General features: G+C 62.0%; 14 protein-coding genes, 1 tRNA gene and 1 pseudogene. 2 read left to right on the top strand and 14 right to left on the bottom strand.

What is annotated here, in order from left to right:
* From ACTHJ1_RS00685 to rpsL, 4 genes are all read right to left on the bottom strand, one after another.
* A partial coding sequence (locus tag ACTHJ1_RS00685; protein WP_238874694.1) for a GTP-binding protein occupies positions 1 to 140 on the bottom strand: 140 nt, incomplete at its 3' end.
* Positions 141 to 220: 80 nt separating this feature from the next.
* Entirely contained in the window at positions 221 to 2,323 is a 2,103-nt protein-coding gene (gene fusA, locus ACTHJ1_RS00680; protein WP_440186381.1) for an elongation factor G, read from the bottom strand.
* Positions 2,324 to 2,341: 18 nt separating this feature from the next.
* Positions 2,342 to 2,812, bottom strand: a complete 471-nt coding sequence (gene rpsG / locus ACTHJ1_RS00675; RefSeq protein ID WP_440186379.1) for a 30S ribosomal protein S7 — start codon at positions 2,810 to 2,812, stop codon at positions 2,342 to 2,344.
* A 187-nt stretch (positions 2,813 to 2,999) separates the two neighbouring features.
* Positions 3,000 to 3,377: a 30S ribosomal protein S12 gene (gene rpsL / locus ACTHJ1_RS00670; protein ID WP_440186377.1), complete on the bottom strand. Its 378-nt coding sequence runs from the start codon at positions 3,375 to 3,377 to the stop codon at positions 3,000 to 3,002.
* Positions 3,378 to 3,911: 534 nt separating this feature from the next.
* On the opposite strand from rpsL, the gene ACTHJ1_RS00665 reads away from it, so the two are divergent.
* Positions 3,912 to 4,649, top strand: coding sequence for a response regulator transcription factor (locus ACTHJ1_RS00665; RefSeq protein WP_440186375.1), 738 nt, complete (start codon positions 3,912 to 3,914; stop codon positions 4,647 to 4,649).
* Positions 4,650 to 4,670: 21 nt separating this feature from the next.
* Positions 4,671 to 7,001 carry a CHASE2 domain-containing protein gene (locus ACTHJ1_RS00660; RefSeq protein WP_440186373.1) on the top strand — a complete coding sequence of 777 codons (2,331 nt, stop codon included), beginning with the start codon at positions 4,671 to 4,673 and terminating at the stop codon, positions 6,999 to 7,001.
* A 114-nt stretch (positions 7,002 to 7,115) separates the two neighbouring features.
* Here the strand turns inward: ACTHJ1_RS00660 and rpoC are convergent, their stop codons facing one another.
* The 10 genes and pseudogenes from rpoC to ACTHJ1_RS00610 all read right to left on the bottom strand — a co-directional run.
* Positions 7,116 to 11,345 carry a DNA-directed RNA polymerase subunit beta' gene (rpoC, locus tag ACTHJ1_RS00655; protein WP_440186371.1) on the bottom strand — a complete coding sequence of 1,410 codons (4,230 nt, stop codon included), beginning with the start codon at positions 11,343 to 11,345 and terminating at the stop codon, positions 7,116 to 7,118.
* Positions 11,345 to 15,457: a DNA-directed RNA polymerase subunit beta gene (gene rpoB, locus ACTHJ1_RS00650; protein WP_440186369.1), complete on the bottom strand. Its 4,113-nt coding sequence runs from the start codon at positions 15,455 to 15,457 to the stop codon at positions 11,345 to 11,347. Before rpoB ends, rpoC begins: the two co-directional genes overlap by 1 nt.
* Positions 15,458 to 15,668: 211 nt before the next feature.
* Positions 15,669 to 16,049, bottom strand: coding sequence for a 50S ribosomal protein L7/L12 (rplL, locus tag ACTHJ1_RS00645; RefSeq protein ID WP_440186367.1), 381 nt, complete (start codon positions 16,047 to 16,049; stop codon positions 15,669 to 15,671).
* Between the two features lie 79 nt (positions 16,050 to 16,128).
* A complete protein-coding gene (rplJ, locus tag ACTHJ1_RS00640; protein WP_440186365.1) occupies positions 16,129 to 16,653 on the bottom strand; it encodes a 50S ribosomal protein L10 in 525 nt (174 codons plus the stop codon).
* Positions 16,654 to 16,940: 287 nt separating this feature from the next.
* Positions 16,941 to 17,636, bottom strand: a complete 696-nt coding sequence (gene rplA, locus ACTHJ1_RS00635) for a 50S ribosomal protein L1 (protein WP_440186363.1) — start codon at positions 17,634 to 17,636, stop codon at positions 16,941 to 16,943.
* 2 nt (positions 17,637 to 17,638) lie between these two features.
* On the bottom strand, positions 17,639 to 18,070 hold the full coding sequence (rplK, locus tag ACTHJ1_RS00630) for a 50S ribosomal protein L11 (protein ID WP_012415720.1): 432 nt from the start codon (positions 18,068 to 18,070) through the stop codon (positions 17,639 to 17,641).
* A 108-nt stretch (positions 18,071 to 18,178) separates the two neighbouring features.
* Positions 18,179 to 18,712 (bottom strand): transcription termination/antitermination protein NusG, encoded by a 534-nt coding sequence (nusG, locus tag ACTHJ1_RS00625; protein ID WP_440186361.1) that lies wholly within the window; start codon positions 18,710 to 18,712, stop codon positions 18,179 to 18,181.
* A gap of 9 nt (positions 18,713 to 18,721) precedes the next feature.
* Positions 18,722 to 19,102, bottom strand: coding sequence for a preprotein translocase subunit SecE (secE, locus tag ACTHJ1_RS00620; RefSeq protein ID WP_440186359.1), 381 nt, complete (start codon positions 19,100 to 19,102; stop codon positions 18,722 to 18,724).
* A 33-nt stretch (positions 19,103 to 19,135) separates the two neighbouring features.
* Positions 19,136 to 19,211 (bottom strand) — tRNA-Trp (locus tag ACTHJ1_RS00615).
* 162 nt (positions 19,212 to 19,373) lie between these two features.
* Positions 19,374 to 19,513 (bottom strand): annotated as a pseudogene (locus ACTHJ1_RS00610) (elongation factor Tu); the annotation flags it as partial.

Below are 19,513 nucleotides of genomic sequence, written 5' to 3'. Positions count from 1 at the left end.
TATCCCTTCGCTTCACCACCAAACTTGGTCGACAGCACCGTCGTGATCGCCGCCGTCAACGTCGTTTTGCCGTGGTCTACGTGACCAATCGTACCCACGTTCACGTGCGGCTTGGTACGCTCAAACTTGCCTTTTGCCATGATCTCTGTCCTTTGATTGCAAGGAAAAAATTTTGTTGAATCGCCGCGCCCCGACATCGGGGCGCGGCATGGATAGCTGATTACTTAGCGCGAGCGGCGATGACTTCGTCGGCCACGTTCTTGGGAGCTTCGGCATAGTGCTTGAACTCCATCGTGTACGTGGCGCGGCCTTGGGTCGCCGAACGCAGCGAGGTCGAGTAGCCGAACATCTCGGCCAGGGGAACCTCGGCCTTGATGATCTTGCCGCCGCCGACCATGTCGTCCATGCCCTGCACCATACCGCGGCGGGACGACAGGTCGCCCATCACGGTGCCGGCGTAGTCTTCGGGCGTTTCGACTTCCACGGCCATCATGGGCTCGAGCAGGACCGGGCTGGCCTTGCGCATGCCTTCCTTGAAGGCCATCGAACCGGCCCTCTTGAACGCGTTTTCGTTCGAGTCCACGTCGTGGTACGAACCGAAGTGCAGCGTGACCTTCACGTCCACGACGGGGAAGCCCGCCAGGATGCCGGCCGGCAGGGTTTCCTGGATGCCCTTGTCCACCGCGGGGATGAACTCGCGAGGCACCACGCCGCCCTTGATCGCGTCGACGAACTCGTAACCGCCGCCGGGAGGCAGGGGCTCGACCTTGAGAACGGCGTGGCCGTACTGGCCGCGGCCGCCCGACTGCTTGACGAACTTGCCTTCGGCTTCTTCGACGGTCTTGCGGATGGTTTCGCGGTAGGCCACCTGGGGCTTGCCGACGTTGGCTTCCACGCCGAACTCACGCTTCATGCGGTCGACGATGATTTCCAGGTGCAGTTCGCCCATGCCGGAAATGATGGTCTGGCCCGACTCTTCATCGGTGCGAACACGGAACGAAGGATCCTCGGAAGCCAGGCGCTGCAGCGCAATGCCCATTTTTTCCTGGTCGGCCTTGGTCTTGGGTTCCACGGCCTGCGAAATCACGGGCTCAGGGAACACCATGCGCTCCAGCACGATGGCGGCGCTCGGGTCGCTCAGCGTTTCGCCCGTCGTCACTTCCTTCAGGCCCACGCAAGCGGCGATGTCGCCAGCGACGATCTCTTCAATCTCGATACGGTCGTTGGCCATCATCTGCACGATACGGCCGATACGTTCCTTCTTGCCCTTGACGGTGTTGAGCACCGTGTCGCCCTTCTTCAGCACGCCCGAATAGACGCGCACGAAGGTCAACTGGCCGACGAACGGGTCGGTCATCAGCTTGAACGCCAGGGAGGAGAACTTTTCGCCATCGTCAGCCTTGCGGACGGCGGGGTTCTCGTCCTCGTCGGTGCCTTTGACGGGAGGAATGTCCACGGGCGAAGGCAGGTAGTCGATAACCGCGTCGAGCATGCGCTGCACGCCCTTGTTCTTGAACGCAGTACCGCACAGCATGGGCTGGATTTCAGTCGAGATGGTGCGGATGCGCAGACCCTGCTTGATATCGTCCTCGTTGAGGTCGCCCTCTTCGAGATACTTGTTCATCAGTTCTTCGCTGGACTCGGCGGCGGCCTCGACCATGTTCTCGCGCCACTTCTTGGCGTCCGCGGCCAGTTCGGCCGGGATGTCCGCGTAGTCGAACTTCATGCCCTGGGAAGCTTCATCCCAGAAGATGGCCTTCATCTTCACCAGATCGACCACGCCCTTGAAGTTTTCTTCGGCGCCGATCGGGATGACGACGGGCACGGGGTTGGCTTTCAGGCGCAGCTTCATCTGGTCGTAGACCTTGAAGAAGTTGGCGCCGGTACGGTCCATCTTGTTGACGAAGGCCAGGCGTGGCACCTTGTGCTTGTTAGCCTGGCGCCACACGGTTTCCGATTGCGGCTGCACGCCGCCGACCGCGCAATACACCATGCAAGCGCCGTCCAGCACGCGCATGGAGCGCTCCACCTCGATGGTGAAGTCGACGTGGCCCGGGGTCTCGATGATGTTGATACGGTGGTCGGGGCGGGACAGGTCCATGCCCTTCCAGAAGCAGGTCACGGCGGAGGAGGTGATCGTGATGCCGCGCTCTTGCTCCTGCTCCATCCAGTCGGTCGTCGCTGCGCCGTCATGCACTTCGCCCAACTTGTGGTTGACGCCGGTGTAGAACAGGATGCGTTCGGTCGTGGTGGTCTTGCCAGCGTCGATGTGAGCGCTGATACCAATGTTGCGATAGCGCTCGATCGGGGTTTTGCGGGCCATGATTCGGTATTCCTTGTATTACCAACGGAAATGGCTGAAAGCCTTGTTGGCTTCGGCCATCTTGTGCGTGTCTTCGCGCTTTTTCATCGCGGCGCCGCGACCTTCGGAGGCGTCGATCAGTTCGCCGGCCAGGCGCAGGTCCATGGACTTTTCGCCGCGCTTCTTGGCGGCTTCGCGCAACCAGCGCATGGCCAGGGCCAGGCGGCGCACGGGGCGCACTTCGACCGGCACTTGGTAGTTGGCGCCACCCACACGACGGCTCTTCACTTCGACGATGGGCTTGATGTTGTTGATGGCCAGACTAAAGACTTCCAGCGGCTCTTTGCCAGTCTTGGTCTGGACTTGCTCGAGGGCACCGTAAACGATGCGCTCGGCGACGGCCTTCTTGCCGTCCAGCATCACAACGTTCATGAATTTGGCGAGCTCGACGCTGCCGAACTTGGGATCGGGCAGAATCTCGCGCTTGGGGACTTCGCGACGACGGGGCATTTCTTGCTTCCTTGTGTCTATTCAGTTGAACCGCGGGCTTATTCGACTCCACGGCCGTGGCCATTCATTCAAATGGCCCCTTACGGTCCGCACGCATACGTAAATGCTGTGCGTTTGCACGTTCCTCGCGGCAGTGTGCCGTTCGGGTCTTGCGGCTTTATGACTTACTGCAATCGGCTTGAACGGATCAGGCCTTCTTGGGGCGCTTGGCACCGTACTTGGAACGCGCCTGCTTGCGGTCTTTCACGCCTTGCAGGTCCAGCGAACCGCGGACGATGTGATAACGCACGCCAGGCAAGTCTTTGACACGACCGCCGCGCACCAGCACCACCGAGTGCTCTTGCAGGTTGTGACCTTCGCCGCCGATGTACGAGATGACCTCGAAACCGTTGGTCAGGCGCACCTTGGCGACCTTACGCAGAGCCGAGTTCGGCTTCTTGGGGGTGGTGGTGTAGACGCGCGTGCAGACGCCGCGACGCTGCGGGCAATTTTCGAGCGCAGGGCTCTTGCTCTTGCTGATGCTGACTTCGCGCGGCTTGCGCACGAGTTGGCTGATGGTAGGCATGGCCTCGGGAATTCCTTTTACGTATTACCACTGGATGTGTAGGCAGCTCACACAGACCCGCCCGTTTTCCGTCGCACCATGTCGCATACGTAAAAGAGCGGCTCTCATCCCGACCAAGTCCGCATAGTGAAGAAGGCTATGCAGGCATTGCGTTATGGATTCCACACTTATGGATTCCATCAAGCGCACGGCCAGGCGGCACAATTGCGATAATCCAGGCAATCAACGGGAAAGACCCGAAGAAAAGCCTTTTCACGCGCAAATGTAGCAGTGAGCCGGAAAGCTTAGCCCAGACGGGCCTTTTTGTCAAAAAAATATCGGGAGAACCCTTTATTGGGCCCTATAAAATTTAGGGGCACATGGGTGGCGTTTACATCCCGTGCGCAAGGCATGACACTACGGATGCATTGAGTGGTATCTACAAGTAACATTCCTAAAATCTGCATGCTTTAATCTTTACAAACCTTAAGAGATGTTAAGCCAAGCCGTTCATATGGTTGCACTATTTGTTGTTCCACCAACAAGCGTAAACCTATGAAGATCGCGTCGCTCGAAGACGACCTGGATCAGGCCCGTCAAATACAGCAGGTTCTGGCCTCGGCCGGCTACCACTGCGACAGTTTTCAGCAAAGCGTCGATTTGCTGGGGGCCATGCGCGAAACCACATACGACCTGGTGCTGCTCGATTGGCAATTGCCCGACATGAGCGGGGACGAGGTGCTGCGGCATCTGCGCAACCACTTCGGTTATGCCATTCCGGTCATTCTGCTCACCAGCCGCACCCAAGAAGAAGACGTGGTGCACGGCTTGCAGGCAGGCGCGGACGATTTCATCTCCAAGCCCCTGCGGCACGCCGAACTGCTGGCCCGCATCAGTGCTCTGCTGCGTCGCGCCCAGCCGGTGCAGTCGGCAGAGGCGGCTTTCACGGTCGGCGCGTACCGCATCGACCCGAGCGAGCGCTTCATTACCCTAGACGGCCGCAACATCGTGCTGGCGCCGAAAGAGTTCGATCTGGCGGTGCTATTCTTTCGCAACATCGGCCGACTGCTGTCGCGCGACGTGCTCGCCGAGAGCGTCTGGAACCGCGAGATCCCGGCCACGTCGCGCACACTGGATACCCATCTGTCCAATATCCGCCAGAAGCTGCAGCTACGAGCGCAGCACGGCGTGCGCCTGAGCTCTTCGTACGCCCTGGGTTACCGTCTCGATCTGGTGCATATCGCCGAGCAGGAAGCCAGCGAGCGCGTTTCCCCATTTCCCATCGCACCCTGAGCCGGATCCGGCAACGCTGACATGGCCCAGGCTCGAGAACGCCGCAGGCGCCTTGCATGGTCCGCGGACCATCTGCTGATAGCTCTGCTCATCGCCGTTGCGACCCTGTTGGGTTCCTTCAATGGCCTGGGTCGCTTCGACCAGGGTTTCTACGACCAAGCCATGGCCTGGTCGAGCCGGAAAGCTTCGCCCGATATTCTTCTGGTCACCGTAGACAGCGCGTCTCTGGATGCGCTGGGGCCCTGGCCATGGCCGCACGGCGTGCTCGCGCGGCTGCTGGACAAGCTGGACGGCGCCCGCGCCGTCGGGCTGACCACGCTTCACGAAGCGTCGGCGCTCAAACCGGGCGATGACGCGCTCTTGATCTCAGCCATCGAGCGCAACGGCCACGTGGTGCTGCCCGCCGTGCTCGACAGCCTGACTGCCCCGACTCGCAGCGCGCTTGCCAGCGACAAACTCGCCGCGGCAGCAGCAGACGCGGGATATTTGAACAGCCTGCCCGACGGCGACGGCATCATCCGCCGCGTGCAATGGGACACGCGCCTGCGAAACGGTCGAGACTACCGTTATCTGGTTCTGGCCCTGCTCGCCGCGGGCGGCGAAAGAGACAAGGCAGACGCCATCTTGCGACGCGCCGGCCCGGCCGGTCGTACGGGCATCGATTACGTCGGCCCCTCCGGCCGCATGCGTGCCGTATCCTATTTGCAGGTTCTGCGCGGCCAGGTGCCCGCGGCGCAGATTCAGGGCAAATACGTACTGGTGGGCTCGCAGCCGGACGGATGGTCGCGCCGCTTTCCCACGCCGATGGGGCGTCTGAGCGGAATCGAGATGCTCGGACAGCAGCTGCAGGCCGCCCGCGCGGGCCTCATGATCCGCACCGCGCCGGCCTGGCTTACCGCGCTGGGCACCGCGCTGTGCACGTTGCTGGCCTGCCTTGCCTTGCGCCGCATGGCGCCGCGTCGCGCGTTGCTGTTATCGCTGGCCGCCGCCGCATTGGTGGTCGCTGCCGCGTTTGCCGTGCTGAACTATGCGCACTACTGGATAGCGCCGTCGGCGTCCGTCCTCATGCTGCTCGCCAGCTATCCGCTGTGGTGCTGGCGCCAGCAGGAAGCCATACTCGCCGACATGGATAGCGAGCTGCTGCGCCTGCGACAGGAATATCCGCCCATTCTCGACGAAGCGCAGCTCTCGACGCATTTCGACAAGAAGGACGCCATGAGCGCTCGCCTGCATGAGCTGCGCCAGGCGCTGACGCGGGTGCGCAATCTGCGGCGCTTTCTCGTCGACGGCTTCGATGGCATCACGGATCCTGTCTTCGTTTCAGACAAGGACGGCCGCCTGAGCATGCGCAATCGCGCCGCGACGGCCTATTTTCGCGATCTTGCGCTGCGCGCGCCGCGTCTGGGCCAATCGACGACGTGGCTGCTCGAGCAACTCGTGTCCGATGCGGCCGTGCTGAACAAAATCGGCCCTGCCCTGACCGGCCAGCAGTCCGATGCCTCGCCATGGCGTCTGGATATGGAAATTCACGATCGCCAGGGCCGCAGCATCATTCTCAAATGCGCACCCATCCACAATAGCGCCGGCGAATTCGCCGGCACGGTCGTCACCTTCAACGACATCAGCGCCATACGCCAGGCCGAAAGCAAGCGCGAAGAAACTCTGCGCTTCGTTTCCCACGACATGCGCGCTCCGCAAAACTCCATCCTCGCGCTGGTCTATCTGAACAGCCAGGAAACCGATCCGAAGAAGCAGCACGACGCCTGGTCGCGCATCGGCCAACTGGCGCGGCGCACTCTGCGCCTGGTAGACGATTTCGTACATCTGACACGTGCCGAATCGGTGCGCCTCGCGCAGGTGGTCATTGACGTGGACATGCTGCTGCACGAGGCAATGGACGACTTCTGGGGCCTGGCCCAAGCGCGCAGGGTGGAGCTGTCGATCGACGACGCCCTGCCCCAGGCCTTGCTTCGCGGCGACCGCGCCCTGCTGCTGCGCGCCGTCTGCAATCTCATCGACAACGCACTCAAGTACACGTCCAGCGGCGGACGGGTGCGCGTGTCCCTGCGGCGCGACGGCATGAACTGGCTGATCCACATTGTCGACAGCGGCATGGGGATCGCGCAGGAAGACCTCCCTTGCATCTTTCAGCCGTTCATGCGCGTGGGGCCGGCTGCGCGCAGCGACAGCAACGGTGCGGGATTGGGCCTGGCCTTCGTCAACACCGTGGCGGCCCGCCACGGTGGTAGCGTCGAGGTGGATAGCCGCCCCGGCGCCGGATCGACTTTCACGCTGCGATTGCCCGCTTATACCGAAGACGAGATCGCGCGCGCGGACGATCGCGCAGCATGAGCAGCGTGCCGCGCTAATGCGGGCGTCGTCTCGACAGTAAAAAAGCCGCCGGAAAATCCGGCGGCTTTTTCGTTCCACGCGCACTCCGGCCGAGCCGGAGCGCGTGCAGACGGCTTACTCTTCGCTGGGCGCCGAATCCGTATCGGATTCGACGGACGCCGTGACCGGCGCTTCTTCGAAGGGGTTGGCCAGCTGGCGGGCGGCTTCGCGTTCGGCGGCTTCGATGGCCTCCTTGTCCTTGCGGGCCAGGTGATACGCCAGGCCGGTACCCGCCGGAATCAAGCGGCCGACAATGACGTTTTCCTTCAAGCCGCGCAGGTCGTCGCGCTTGCCCATGATCGCCGCTTCGGTCAGCACGCGAGTGGTTTCCTGGAAGGACGCCGCGGAGATGAACGAATCGGTCGACAACGAGGCCTTGGTGATGCCCAGCAGGACGTTCTCGTACGAGGCCGGACGCTTGTTCTCGGCAACGACGCGATCGTTTTCGTTGAGCAGTTCAGAACGTTCGACCTGCTCGCCGGGAATGAACGACGTGTCGCCGGCATCGACGATGTTCACGCGGCGCAGCATCTGCCGCACGATCACTTCGATGTGCTTGTCGTTGATCTTCACGCCCTGCAGACGGTAAACGTCCTGCACTTCGTCGACGATGTAGGTGGCAAGCTTCTCGATGCCCTGCAGGCGCAGGATGTCGTGCGGATCGGCCGGGCCGTCCACGATCATTTCGCCCTTGTTCACCACCTGGCCGTCGTGCACCAGAACCTGCTTTTCCTTCGGAATGAGGAACTCGTGGCTGGTGCCTTCCAGATCGGTGATGACCAGACGCTGCTTGCCCTTGGTGTCCTTGCCGAAGGAGACCGTGCCCGTGACTTCGGCGAGCATGCCGGCGTCCTTGGGCGAGCGGGCTTCGAACAGTTCGGCCACGCGCGGCAGACCGCCGGTAATGTCGCGAGTCTTCTGCGATTCTTGCGGGATACGGGCAAGCACTTCGCCCACCGCGACCTGCTGGCCGTCGCGCACCGTGATCAGCGCGCCCACCGGGAACGAGATGTTCACCGCATGGTCGGTGCCGGCGATGCGCACATCTTCGCCGGCCTCGTTGACCAGCTTGATCTGCGGACGCATGGTGGTCTTGCCGCCGCGCGTCTTGGGCGTGATGACGACCAGGGTCGACAGTCCGGTGACTTCGTCGACCTGCTTGGCAACCGTGACGCCTTCTTCGATGTTCTCGAAGCGCACGGCGCCGCCGTACTCGGACACGATCGGGCGGGTCAGCGGATCCCACGTGGCCAGGCGCGTACCGGCCTTGACGGTTTCGCCATCGCCCACCAGCACCGTGGCGCCGTAGGGGATCTTATGGCGTTCGCGTTCGCGGCCGTTGTCGTCGAAGATCGCCAGTTCGCCCGAGCGCGAGATCGCCACGCGTTCGCCCTTGGCATTGGTCACATAGCGCATCGTGCTGGTGAAGCCGACGGTACCGGCCGACTTGGTTTCCACCGCGCTGGCCAGGGCCGAACGCGACGCCGCGCCGCCGATGTGGAAGGTACGCATCGTGAGCTGCGTGCCCGGTTCGCCGATCGACTGGGCGGCGATGACGCCGACCGCTTCGCCGGAGTTGACGCGCACGCCGCGGCCCAGATCGCGACCGTAGCAATGCGCGCACAGACCGTGGCGGGTTTCGCAGGTCAGCGGCGTACGGACCTTGACCTCGTCAACGCCCAGCTTGTCGATGGCATCGACCAGATCCTCATCCAGCAGCGTACCGGCGGGAATGGCGGTTTCCTGCGTGTCGGGATTGACGATATCGGCTGCGGCGACGCGGCCCAGAATGCGGTCGCGCAACGGTTCGATGACTTCGCCGCCTTCGACCAGCGCCTTCATCAGATAGCCCTGCGAGGTGCCGCAATCGTCCTCGGTGATGACCAGATCCTGCGTGACGTCGACCAGGCGACGGGTCAGATAGCCGGAGTTCGCCGTCTTCAGCGCCGTATCGGCCAGGCCTTTACGGGCGCCGTGCGTCGAGATGAAGTACTGCAGAACGTTCAGGCCTTCACGGAAGTTCGCCGTGATGGGCGTCTCGATGATCGAACCGTCGGGCTTGGCCATCAGGCCGCGCATGCCGGCCAGCTGGCGGATCTGGGCGGCCGAGCCGCGCGCACCCGAGTCGGCCATCATGTAGATGGAATTGAAGGACTCCTGGCGCACCTTTTCGCCGGCGCGGTTGACGACCGGTTCGGTGGCCAGTTGTTCCATCATGGCCTTGCCGACCTTGTCGCCGGCCTTGCCCCAGATGTCCACGACATTGTTGTAGCGCTCTTGCGAGGTGACCAGACCCGACGAGTACTGCTTGTCGATTTCCTTCACTTCGCGGCTGGCCTCGGCCAGGATGGTCTCCTTGGCTTCGGGGATCAGCATGTCTTCCATGGCGATCGAGATGCCGCCGCGCGTAGCCAGGCGGAAGCCCGACTGCATCAGCTTGTCGGCAAAGATCACCGTGTCGCGCAGGCCGCAGCGGCGGAACGACTGGTTGATCAGGCGCGAGATCTCCTTCTTCTTCAGCGCCTTGTTGAGCACCGTGAAGGGCAGTCCCTTGGGCAGAATCTCGGACAGCAGCGCACGACCCACGGTGGTCTCGTGGCGGCGGATGACGGGCTGCCAGTCGCCGTTGGCGTCTTTCTCGTGTTCCTTCAGGCGCACGGTAATACGCGTTTGCAGCGTGACTTCGCCGTTGTCATAGGCGCGCTGCACTTCGGCCACGTCGGTGAAGAAGATACCTTCGCCCTTGCCGTTGATGCGCTCGCGAGTCGTGTAGTACAGACCCAGCACGATATCCTGCGACGGGACGATCGACGGTTCGCCGTTGGCCGGGAACAGCACGTTGTTCGAGGCCAGCATCAGTGTGCGGGCTTCGAGCTGAGCTTCCAGCGACAACGGCACGTGAACGGCCATCTGGTCGCCGTCGAAGTCGGCGTTGAACGCCGCGCAGACCAGCGGGTGCAGCTGAATGGCCTTGCCCTCGATCAGCGTCGGTTCGAAGGCCTGGATGCCCAGGCGGTGCAGCGTCGGGGCGCGGTTGAGCATGACCGGGTGTTCGCGGATCACCTCTTCGAGGATGTCCCACACCACCGGCTCCTGGCTCTCGACCAACTTCTTGGCAGCTTTGATGGTCGTGGCCAAACCCATCATCTCGAGACGATTGAAGATGAAAGGCTTGAACAATTCCAGCGCCATCAGCTTGGGCAGGCCGCATTGGTGCAGCTTGAGCTGCGGGCCCACCACGATGACCGAACGGCCCGAGTAGTCGACGCGCTTGCCCAGCAGGTTCTGGCGGAAGCGGCCGCTCTTGCCCTTGATCATGTCGGCCAGCGACTTGAGCTGGCGCTTGTTGGCGCCGGTCATGGCCTTGCCGCGGCGGCCGTTGTCGAGCAGCGAATCGACGGCTTCCTGCAGCATGCGCTTTTCGTTGCGCAGAATGATTTCGGGCGCCTTCAGCTCCAGGAGGCGCTTGAGGCGGTTGTTGCGGTTGATGACGCGGCGATAGAGGTCGTTCAGGTCGGACGTGGCGAAGCGGCCGCCATCGAGCGGCACCAGCGGACGCAGGTCCGGCGGCAGCACGGGCAGCACTTCCATGACCATCCACTCGGCCTTGATGCCGGACTTCTGGAAGCCTTCCAGCACCTTCAGGCGCTTGGAGATCTTCTTGATCTTGGCTTCCGAGCTGGTGGCCTTGAGCTCGCCACGCAGGGTCTCGACTTCGCGGTCGATGTCGATGGTGCGCAGCAGTTCGCGCACGGCCTCCGCACCCATCAGGGCACGGAAGTCGTCGCCGTACTCTTCGGTCTTGGCCAGGAAGTCGTCATCGGACATGATCTGGCCGCGCTTGAGCGGCGTCATGCCGGGTTCGATCACGCACCAGGCTTCGAAGTACAGCACGCGCTCGATGTCGCGCAGCGTCATGTCCAGCACCATGCCCAGGCGCGAAGGCAGGCTCTTGAGGAACCAGATGTGCGCGACGGGGCTGGCCAGCTCGATGTGGCCCATGCGCTCGCGGCGCACCTTGGCGACGGTGACTTCGACACCGCACTTTTCGCAGATGACGCCACGGTGCTTCAGGCGCTTGTACTTGCCGCACAGACACTCGTAGTCCTTGATGGGCCCGAAGATCTTGGCGCAGAACAGGCCGTCGCGCTCAGGCTTGAAGGTACGGTAGTTGATCGTCTCGGGCTTGCGGACTTCGCCGTAAGACCAGGAACGGATCTTCTCGGGCGAGGCAATGCCGATCTTGATGGCATCGAACTGCTCGTCTTGAGAGACTTGCTTGAAGAGGTCGAGTAGCGCTTTCATCAGTTACGCTCCAAATCCATGTCGAGGGCCAGGGAACGGATTTCCTTGACGAGCACGTTGAACGATTCCGGCATGCCGGCTTCGATGACGTGATCGCCCTTGACGATGTTCTCGTAAACCTTGGTACGGCCGGTAATGTCGTCGGACTTCACCGTCAACATTTCCTGCAGCGTGTACGACGCGCCGTAGGCTTCCAGCGCCCACACTTCCATTTCGCCGAAGCGCTGGCCGCCGAACTGCGCCTTGCCACCCAGCGGCTGCTGGGTCACGAGCGAGTACGGGCCGGTCGAACGGGCGTGCATCTTGTCGTCGACCAAGTGGTGCAGCTTCAGGTAATGCATGTAGCCGATGGTGACCGGGCGCTCGAACTGTTCACCGGTGCGGCCGTCGAAGAGCCATGCCTGCGCACGCGACGGCGTGAGCTGCATCTTCTGGGCGATGTCGTCCGGATAGGCCAGCTTTAGCATCGCGCCGATTTCTTCTTCGGTGGCGCCGTCGAAGACCGGCGTAGCCAGCGGCACGCCGTCCTTCAGATTGTGTGCCATTTCGATGACTTCGTCGTCGGTCAGTTCATTGATGTGCGCGCCGGAACCGGTCGAGTTGTAGACCTTTTCCAGGTAAGCACGAATGTTCTTGACCTGCGCCGCACGTTCGTCGCGCAGCATGTCGGCGATGCGCTGGCCCACACCCTTGGCGGCCCAGCCCAGGTGGACTTCCAGCACCTGGCCGACGTTCATCCGCGAGGGCACGCCCAGCGGGTTCAGAACGATGTCGGCGGTGGTGCCGTCGGCCATGTGCGGCATGTCTTCCACGGGGGTGATGCGCGAGACCACACCCTTGTTGCCGTGACGGCCGGCCATCTTGTCGCCAGGCTGCAGGCGGCGCTTGACGGCCAGGTACACCTTGATCATCTTGAGCACGCCCGGCGGCAGTTCGTCGCCTTGCGTAAGCTTCTTGCGCTTCTCTTCGAAAGCCAGGTCGAACTGGTGGCGCTTCTGCTCGAGCGACTCCTTGGCCTGTTCCAGGACAACGGCGTGCTGCTCGTCGGCCAGACGGATGTCGAACCACTGCCAGCGGTCCATATCGGCCAGGTAGGCGCGGGTGATCGTGGCGCCCTTGGCGAGCTTCTTCGGACCGCCGTTGACGGTCTTGCCGTTGAGCATCTTTTCCAGGCGATCGAACTGGTCGTTCTCGACGATGCGCAGCTGGTCGTTCAGGTCCTGGCGATAGCGGCGCAGTTCGTCGTCGATGATGGACTGGGCGCGCTTGTCGCGCACGATGCCTTCGCGGGTGAACACCTGCACGTCGATGACAGTGCCGATCATGCCCGAGGGCACGCGCAGCGAGGTGTCTTTGACGTCCGAAGCCTTCTCGCCGAAGATCGCGCGCAGCAGCTTTTCTTCGGGCGTGAGCTGGGTTTCGCCCTTGGGCGTGACCTTGCCCACCAGCACGTCGTCGGCGCTGACTTCGGCCCCGATGTAGACGATGCCCGACTCGTCGAGTCGATTGAGCTGGGTTTCGGCCAGATTGCTGATGTCGCGAGTGATTTCTTCCGGTCCGAGCTTGGTGTCGCGCGCGACGACCGTCAGTTCCTCGATGTGGATCGAGGTGTAGCGATCGTCGGCCACGACCTTCTCGGAGATCAGGATCGAGTCTTCGAAGTTGTAGCCGTTCCAGGGCATGAACGCGATCAGCATGTTCTGGCCCAGAGCGAGTTCGCCCAGGTCCGTCGACGCGCCGTCGGCCAGCACATCGCCCTTGGCGACCTTGTCGCCGCGTTTGACGATGGGACGCTGGTTGATGTTGGTGTTCTGGTTGGAGCGGGTGTACTTGATGAGGTTGTAGATGTCCACGCCCACTTCGCCGGCGACGTTTTCGTCGTCATTGACGCGGATCACTACGCGTTCGGCGTCGACGTGGTCGACCACGCCGCCGCGCAGCGCCTGCACGGTGGTGCCGGAGTCGACCGCAACGGTGCGCTCGATGCCGGTGCCGACCAGCGGCTTCTGCGGACGCAGGCAGGGCACGGCCTGGCGCTGCATGTTGGCGCCCATCAGCGCGCGGTTCGCGTCGTCGTGTTCCAGGAACGGAATCAGCGAAGCGGCCACCGAGACGATCTGCGACGGCGCGATGTCCATGTAGTGCACGTTGGCCGGCGAGGTCATCATGGTTTCGCCCGCTTCGCGGCAAGCCACGAGGTCGTCGACGAAGTGCCCCTGCTCGTCGAGCTCGGCATTGGCCTGGGCGATGACGTAGTGGCTTTCTTCGATGGCCGACAGATAGTCGATCTGGTCGCTGACCTTGCCGTCGATGATCTTGCGATAAGGGGTTTCCAGGAAGCCGTACTCGTTCAGGCGAGCGTACAGCGCCATGGAGTTGATCAGGCCGATGTTCGGGCCTTCAGGCGTTTCGATCGGGCAGACGCGGCCGTAGTGCGTAGGATGCACGTCGCGCACTTCGAAGCCGGCGCGCTCGCGGGTCAGGCCGCCGGGGCCCAGGGCGGAAACGCGGCGTTTGTGCGTGATTTCCGACAGCGGGTTGGTCTGGTCCATGAACTGCGAGAGCTGGCTCGAACCGAAGAACTCCTTGATGGCAGCCGAGATCGGCTTGGAGTTGATCAGGTCGTGCGGCATCAGGTTTTCGGTCTCGGCCTGGCCGAGACGCTCCTTGACCGCGCGCTCGACGCGCACCAGGCCGGCGCGGAACTGGTTTTCGGCCAGCTCGCCCACGCAACGCACACGGCGGTTGCCCAGGTGGTCGATATCGTCGATCTGGCCGCGGCCGTTGCGCAACTCGACCAGCACCTTGATGGTTTCAAGGATGTCCGAGTTGGTCAGCGTCATCGGGCCGGTATTGTCTTCGCCGCGACCCAGGCGGCTGTTGACCTTCATGCGACCCACGCGCGACAGATCGTAGGTTTCTTCGCTGTAGAAGAGACGCTGGAACAGGGCCTCGACCGCTTCTTCGGTCGGCGGCTCGCCAGGACGCATCATGCGGTAGATCGCCACGCGCGCGGCCATCTGATCGGCGGTCTCGTCGGTACGCAGCGTCTGCGAGATGTACGGACCACGATCGAGATCGTTGGTATACAAGGTTTGGAAGCTGGCGACCTTGGCGTCGCGCATGGCGATCAACACCGATTCGGTGATCTCGTCGTTGGCGTTTGCCACGATCTCGCCAGTCTCGGCGTCGACAATGTTCTTGGCCAGCACGCGACCGAGCAGGAAGTCCTCGGGCACCGTAATGCGTTCGATGCCGGCAGCGGCCATGTCGCGCAAATGCTTGGCGTTGATGCGCTTGTCTTTCTCGACCAGCACCTTTCCGGCGCGGTCGGTGATGTCGAAGCGCGCGATCTCGCCCTTCCAGCGTTCGGACACCACGGTCATCATGGCGCCTTCGCTCTGCAAGGTGAAATCGTCGAAGTCGAAGAACTCGCCCAGGATCGTCTCGGGCGTCATGCCGATGGCCTTGAGCAGGATCGTCACGGGCATCTTGCGGCGACGGTCGACACGGAAGAACAGCACGTCCTTGGGGTCGAACTCGAAGTCCAGCCACGAACCGCGATAGGGAATCACGCGGGCCGAGAACAGCAGTTTGCCCGAGCTGTGAGTCTTGCCGCGATCGTGCTCGAAGAACACGCCGGGCGAACGGTGCAGCTGCGACACGATGACGCGTTCGGTGCCGTTGATGACGAAGGAACCGGTGCCGGTCATGAGCGGAATTTCGCCCATGTAGACTTCCTGTTCTTTCACTTCCTTGACGGTGGGCTTGCTGACTTCGCGGTCCATCAGCACCAGGCGAACCTTGGCGCGCAGAGGCGATGCATAGGTCAGGCCGCGCTGCTGGCATTCCTTGACGTCGAACACGGGTTCGCCCAGCACATAGCTGACGAACTCCAAGCGCGCCATACCGTTATGGCTGACAATCGGGAATATCGACGTGAACGCGGCTTGCAGACCATCGCTGGCCCGCTGTGCGGCAGGCACGTCGGATTGCAGGAACGTTAGGTAGGATTGAAGCTGTGTCGCAAGCAGGAAGGGCACGTTCTGGACGTCTTCACGCTTGGCGAAGCTTTTGCGGATGCGCTTTTTTTCGGTGTACGAGTAAGGCATGAGCACTCCGACTCGAGGTTGCATGGGCCGTCAACCACGGCCCCAGGTGTTACGACTCCAGGAAATTCCACTTGCCATGTACGCCCTTGCTATCTGGGCATCTACCGGAGGCTGCCTTAAGGGCTAACCCCTACATTCAAGAGGGCTTTCCTGGAAACGCAAAAGCCCGGGGACGGCAAACTGCACTGTCCCCGGGCAGTAAAGCCAGGAATTACTTCAGCGTGGCCTTGGCGCCAGCTTCTTCCAGCTTCTTCTTGGCGGCTTCGGCGTCAGCCTTGGCCAGCGCTTCCTTCACGGGCTTGGGAGCGCCGTCGACCAGGTCCTTGGCTTCCTTCAGACCCAGACCGGTGATTTCGCGCACGGCCTTGATGACGCTGACCTTGTTGGCGCCGGCTTCTTCCAGCACGACGGTGAACTCGGTCTGCTCTTCGACAGCGGCGGCGGCGCCGGCGGCCGGGGCAGCAGCCACGGCGACAGCGGCGGCAGCAGCCGACACGCCAAACTTCTCTTCCATTTCCTTGATCAGCTCGGACAGCTCGAGCACGGTCATGCCAGCGATGGCGTCAAGGATTTCAGCTTTGTTAAGTGCCATTTTTCAGAACTCCAGAATTGGATAAATGCCAGGGTTGGATTGTCGCTATGTCGTTCGACGAATTTCCGCTGGCCACCGCTTACGCGGCGGCCTTCTGATCGCGCACGGCGGCGAGGCCACGGGCGAACTTGGTCGGAACTTCGTTGAGCGTACGCACGAATTGCGCGATCGGGGCTTGCATGGTGCCCATCAGCTTCGAGAGCAGCTCGTCACGCGACGGCATGGTGGCCAGAGCCTTCACACCTTCAGCGCTCAGGGTGCTGTTGGGCAGCGAACCGCCCTTCAGCACGAGCTTGTCGTTGCTCTTGGCGAAGCCGGCGAGAACCTTGGCCGCCGAAACCGGGTCGGTGCTGATGCCATAGATCAGCGGACCGGTCAGTTGCGAGGACAGCGACTCGAAAGCCGTGCCGGCAACAGCTCGACGGGCCAGCGTGTTCTTCAGAACACGCAGGTAAACGCCCGATTCACGCGCAGTTTTGCGCAGTACGGTGACAGAGGCGACGTCCAGACCACGGTACTCGGCGACCACGATCGACTGCGCCTTGGCGACTTGCGCCGAGACTTCTTCGATCACGACCGCTTTCTCTTGACGATTGAGACTCACGGTTTGAACACTCCATCAAAAGACGCCTGGGACGGATTCGGATTCCCTTGCGGGTTTTCCTTGCTGTCTTGCGCGTCTACCGAATGCGGCGCCTGGGTTGAGTTCTTCAGATAAAGAATTCTTCCTGGGAGCGCCATCTACGCTGGATCCGAATTTCGCCGATTGCTCAGGATTTCCGGTATTAAGCCCAGGTCCTCGTTACAGCATGAGGCCCTGCGCTCCAGCGGTCTTTGACAGCTACACCCGAAAATTCGGGTGCGGCCCAAAGTACGTTACGTGCCGTCGGCTCAGGCCGACAGCGAGGCAATTTCCACGCGTGCACCGCCGCCCATGGTGGACGACACGGCGAGCTTGCGCAGATAAATGCCCTTGGCGGCGGCGGGGCGAGCCTTTTGCAGGGCGTCGACCAGGGCAGCCAGGTTGGTTTGCAGTTGTTCCACGCCGAACGAGGCGCGGCCGATCGTGGCGTGAATGATGCCGGCCTTGTCGGTGCGGTACTGCACCTGACCTGCCTTGGCGTTCTTCACGGCGGTGGCGACATCGGGGGTCACGGTGCCGACCTTGGGGTTCGGCATCAGGCCGCGCGGGCCCAGGATCTGACCCAGCGTACCGACGATACGCATGGTGTCGGGCGAGGCGATGACCACGTCGAAATTGAAATTGCCGCCCTTGATGCTCTCGGCCAGGTCTTCCATGCCGACGATGTCGGCGCCGGCGGCCTTGGCAGCCTCGGCCTTGTCGCCCTGGGCGAACACGGCGACGCGAACGGTCTTGCCGGTGCCGGCGGGCATGACGACGGAGCCGCGAACCAGTTGGTCGGACTTCTTGGGGTCGATGCCGAGCTGCACGGCCACGTCGATGGATTCGTCGAACTTGGCGGTGGCGGTTTCCTTGACCAGAGTCAGGGCTTCAGAGACCGGGTACAGCTTGGTACGGTCGATCTTCTGGGCGATAGCGGCGGCGCGCTTGGACAGTTTTGCCATGATCAGATGCCCTCGACGGTGATGCCCATGCTGCGGGCGCTGCCAGCGATCGTGCGGACGGCGGCGTCCAGATCGGCCGCGGTCAGATCGGGTTGTTTGGTCTTGGCGATTTCTTCAGCCTGGGCGCGCGTCAGCGTGCCGACCTTGTCGGTGTGGGGCTTGGGCGAACCCTTCTGCACGCCGGCGGCCTTCTTGATGAGGACCGTGGCGGGCGGGGTCTTCATGATGAAGGTGAACGACTTGTCCGCGAAGGCGGTGATCACCACGGGAATCGGCAGGCCGGGCTCCATGCCCTGCGTCTTGGCGTTGAACGCCTTGCAGAATTCCATAATGTTCAGGCCGCGCTGACCCAGCGCCGGACCGATCGGGGGAGAGGGGTTAGCCTTACCAGCCGGCACTTGCAGCTTGATAAAGCCGACGATCTTCTTCGCCATGCTTTGCTCCTTGCGGGTTCAAACGCCCGACGTCTGCGGCGGGCTCCCCGGGGGTTGATGAAAATACTGCTTGAAGGGGTACAGCTATCGGGGCATGGCCCCATCAGATCAGGTCTTCTCGACCTGGCTGAAATCCAGTTCCACCGGTGTCGCACGGCCGAAAATGGTGACCGACACGCGCACCTTGCTTTTCTCGTAGTTGACTTCTTCGACGTTGCCGTTGAAGTCCGCAAACGGACCTTCTTTGACACGCACCATTTCGCCCACCTCGAACAGCACCTTGGGACGAGGCTTCTCGACGCCCTCTTCCATCTGGGAGAGGATCTTCTCGACTTCCTTTTCGGAAATCGGCGAAGGGCGATTGCCCGAACCACCCAGAAAACCGGTGACTCGATTGGTGTTCTTGACCAAATGCCAGGTTTCGTCGGTGAGGTCCATCTCGACCAGGACATAGCCCGGGAAAATACGACGCTCGCTGATCGATTTCTGGCCGCCCTTCATTTCGACGACTTCTTCCGACGGCACGAGAATGCGGCCGAAAGACGTTTGCAGGCCCGCCCGCTCGATGCGCTCGTTCAGGGCCTTCTGGACGCTTTTTTCCATGCCCGAATAGACATGGACGACATACCAACGCTTACTCATGACGGCCCTTTATTTCCAGCCCAGCAACAGGACGTTGAGTATCCATTCGATCAATTTGTCCATCACCCACATGAACGCGCCCATGGCGACCACAAAGGCAAACACAATGCCGGTCATCTGGGTGGTTTCTTTGCGGCTCGGCCAAACGACCTTGCGCATTTCGTTATAGGCCTCGCTGCCGAAGCTGAGGGTACGACGACCCGGCTCGCTGAACCAGGCAATGATCGCGGCGATGACCAGACCGCCGACGAATACGCCGATGCGCACGCCCATGGACTGCGATTCCAACACCGAGAAACCGACGATTCCTGCGATGATGACAAGAACCGCGAATCCGAGCTTGATCCGGTCGGCGGTGCTGGTTACGGTTTCTACGTTGGTGTTGGACATTTTAAGAACGAGTCAGGGCCAAAACTTGAGCTTTGGCAGGGGCAGTAGGAATCGAACCTACAACCTTCGGTTTTGGAGACCGACGCTCTGCCAATTGAGCTATACCCCTATGGCAATGATTCTGGCATGCATAGCGCCTTGCGGAACCATACATGATACTACTTTTCTAGCAGAGATGGAAAGAGGGCCGTGCGGCCCTTTTTCTTCTCGTAACAAATGCCCGGGCTAGCCGGGCATTTGCCTAGCGGGCGTGAGGCCCGCCCACCGTTGTTTAGGCGATGATTTTAGCGACGACGCCGGCGCCGACGGTGCGACCGCCTTCGCGGATGGCGAAGCGCAGGCCTTCTTCCATGGCGATGGGGGCCAGCAGCTTGACCGTCATGGTCACGTTATCGCCGGGCAGCACCATTT

The organism is Bordetella sp. (assembly GCF_051960075.1).
Lineage (GTDB): Bacteria > Pseudomonadota > Gammaproteobacteria > Burkholderiales > Burkholderiaceae_B > Bordetella.
The sequence above is the reverse complement of the archived record's forward strand: the minus strand, read 5'-3'. Positions and strand labels throughout refer to the sequence as shown.

Excerpts from the sequence above, each read along its gene's own strand:
- fusA (WP_440186381.1), bottom strand. The coding sequence starts at position 2,323 with ATGGCCCGCAAAACCCCGATCGAGCGCTATCGCAACATTGGTATCAGC.
- rpsG (WP_440186379.1), bottom strand. The coding sequence starts at position 2,812 with ATGCCCCGTCGTCGCGAAGTCCCCAAGCGCGAGATTCTGCCCGATCCC.
- rpsL (WP_440186377.1), bottom strand. The coding sequence starts at position 3,377 with ATGCCTACCATCAGCCAACTCGTGCGCAAGCCGCGCGAAGTCAGCATC.
- ACTHJ1_RS00665 (WP_440186375.1), top strand. The coding sequence starts at position 3,912 with ATGAAGATCGCGTCGCTCGAAGACGACCTGGATCAGGCCCGTCAAATA.
- ACTHJ1_RS00660 (WP_440186373.1), top strand. The coding sequence starts at position 4,671 with ATGGCCCAGGCTCGAGAACGCCGCAGGCGCCTTGCATGGTCCGCGGAC.
- rpoC (WP_440186371.1), bottom strand. The coding sequence starts at position 11,345 with ATGAAAGCGCTACTCGACCTCTTCAAGCAAGTCTCTCAAGACGAGCAG.
- rpoB (WP_440186369.1), bottom strand. The coding sequence starts at position 15,457 with ATGCCTTACTCGTACACCGAAAAAAAGCGCATCCGCAAAAGCTTCGCC.
- rplL (WP_440186367.1), bottom strand. The coding sequence starts at position 16,049 with ATGGCACTTAACAAAGCTGAAATCCTTGACGCCATCGCTGGCATGACC.
- rplA (WP_440186363.1), bottom strand. The coding sequence starts at position 17,636 with ATGGCAAAACTGTCCAAGCGCGCCGCCGCTATCGCCCAGAAGATCGAC.
- rplK (WP_012415720.1), bottom strand. The coding sequence starts at position 18,070 with ATGGCGAAGAAGATCGTCGGCTTTATCAAGCTGCAAGTGCCGGCTGGT.
- nusG (WP_440186361.1), bottom strand. The coding sequence starts at position 18,712 with ATGAGTAAGCGTTGGTATGTCGTCCATGTCTATTCGGGCATGGAAAAA.
- secE (WP_440186359.1), bottom strand. The coding sequence starts at position 19,102 with ATGTCCAACACCAACGTAGAAACCGTAACCAGCACCGCCGACCGGATC.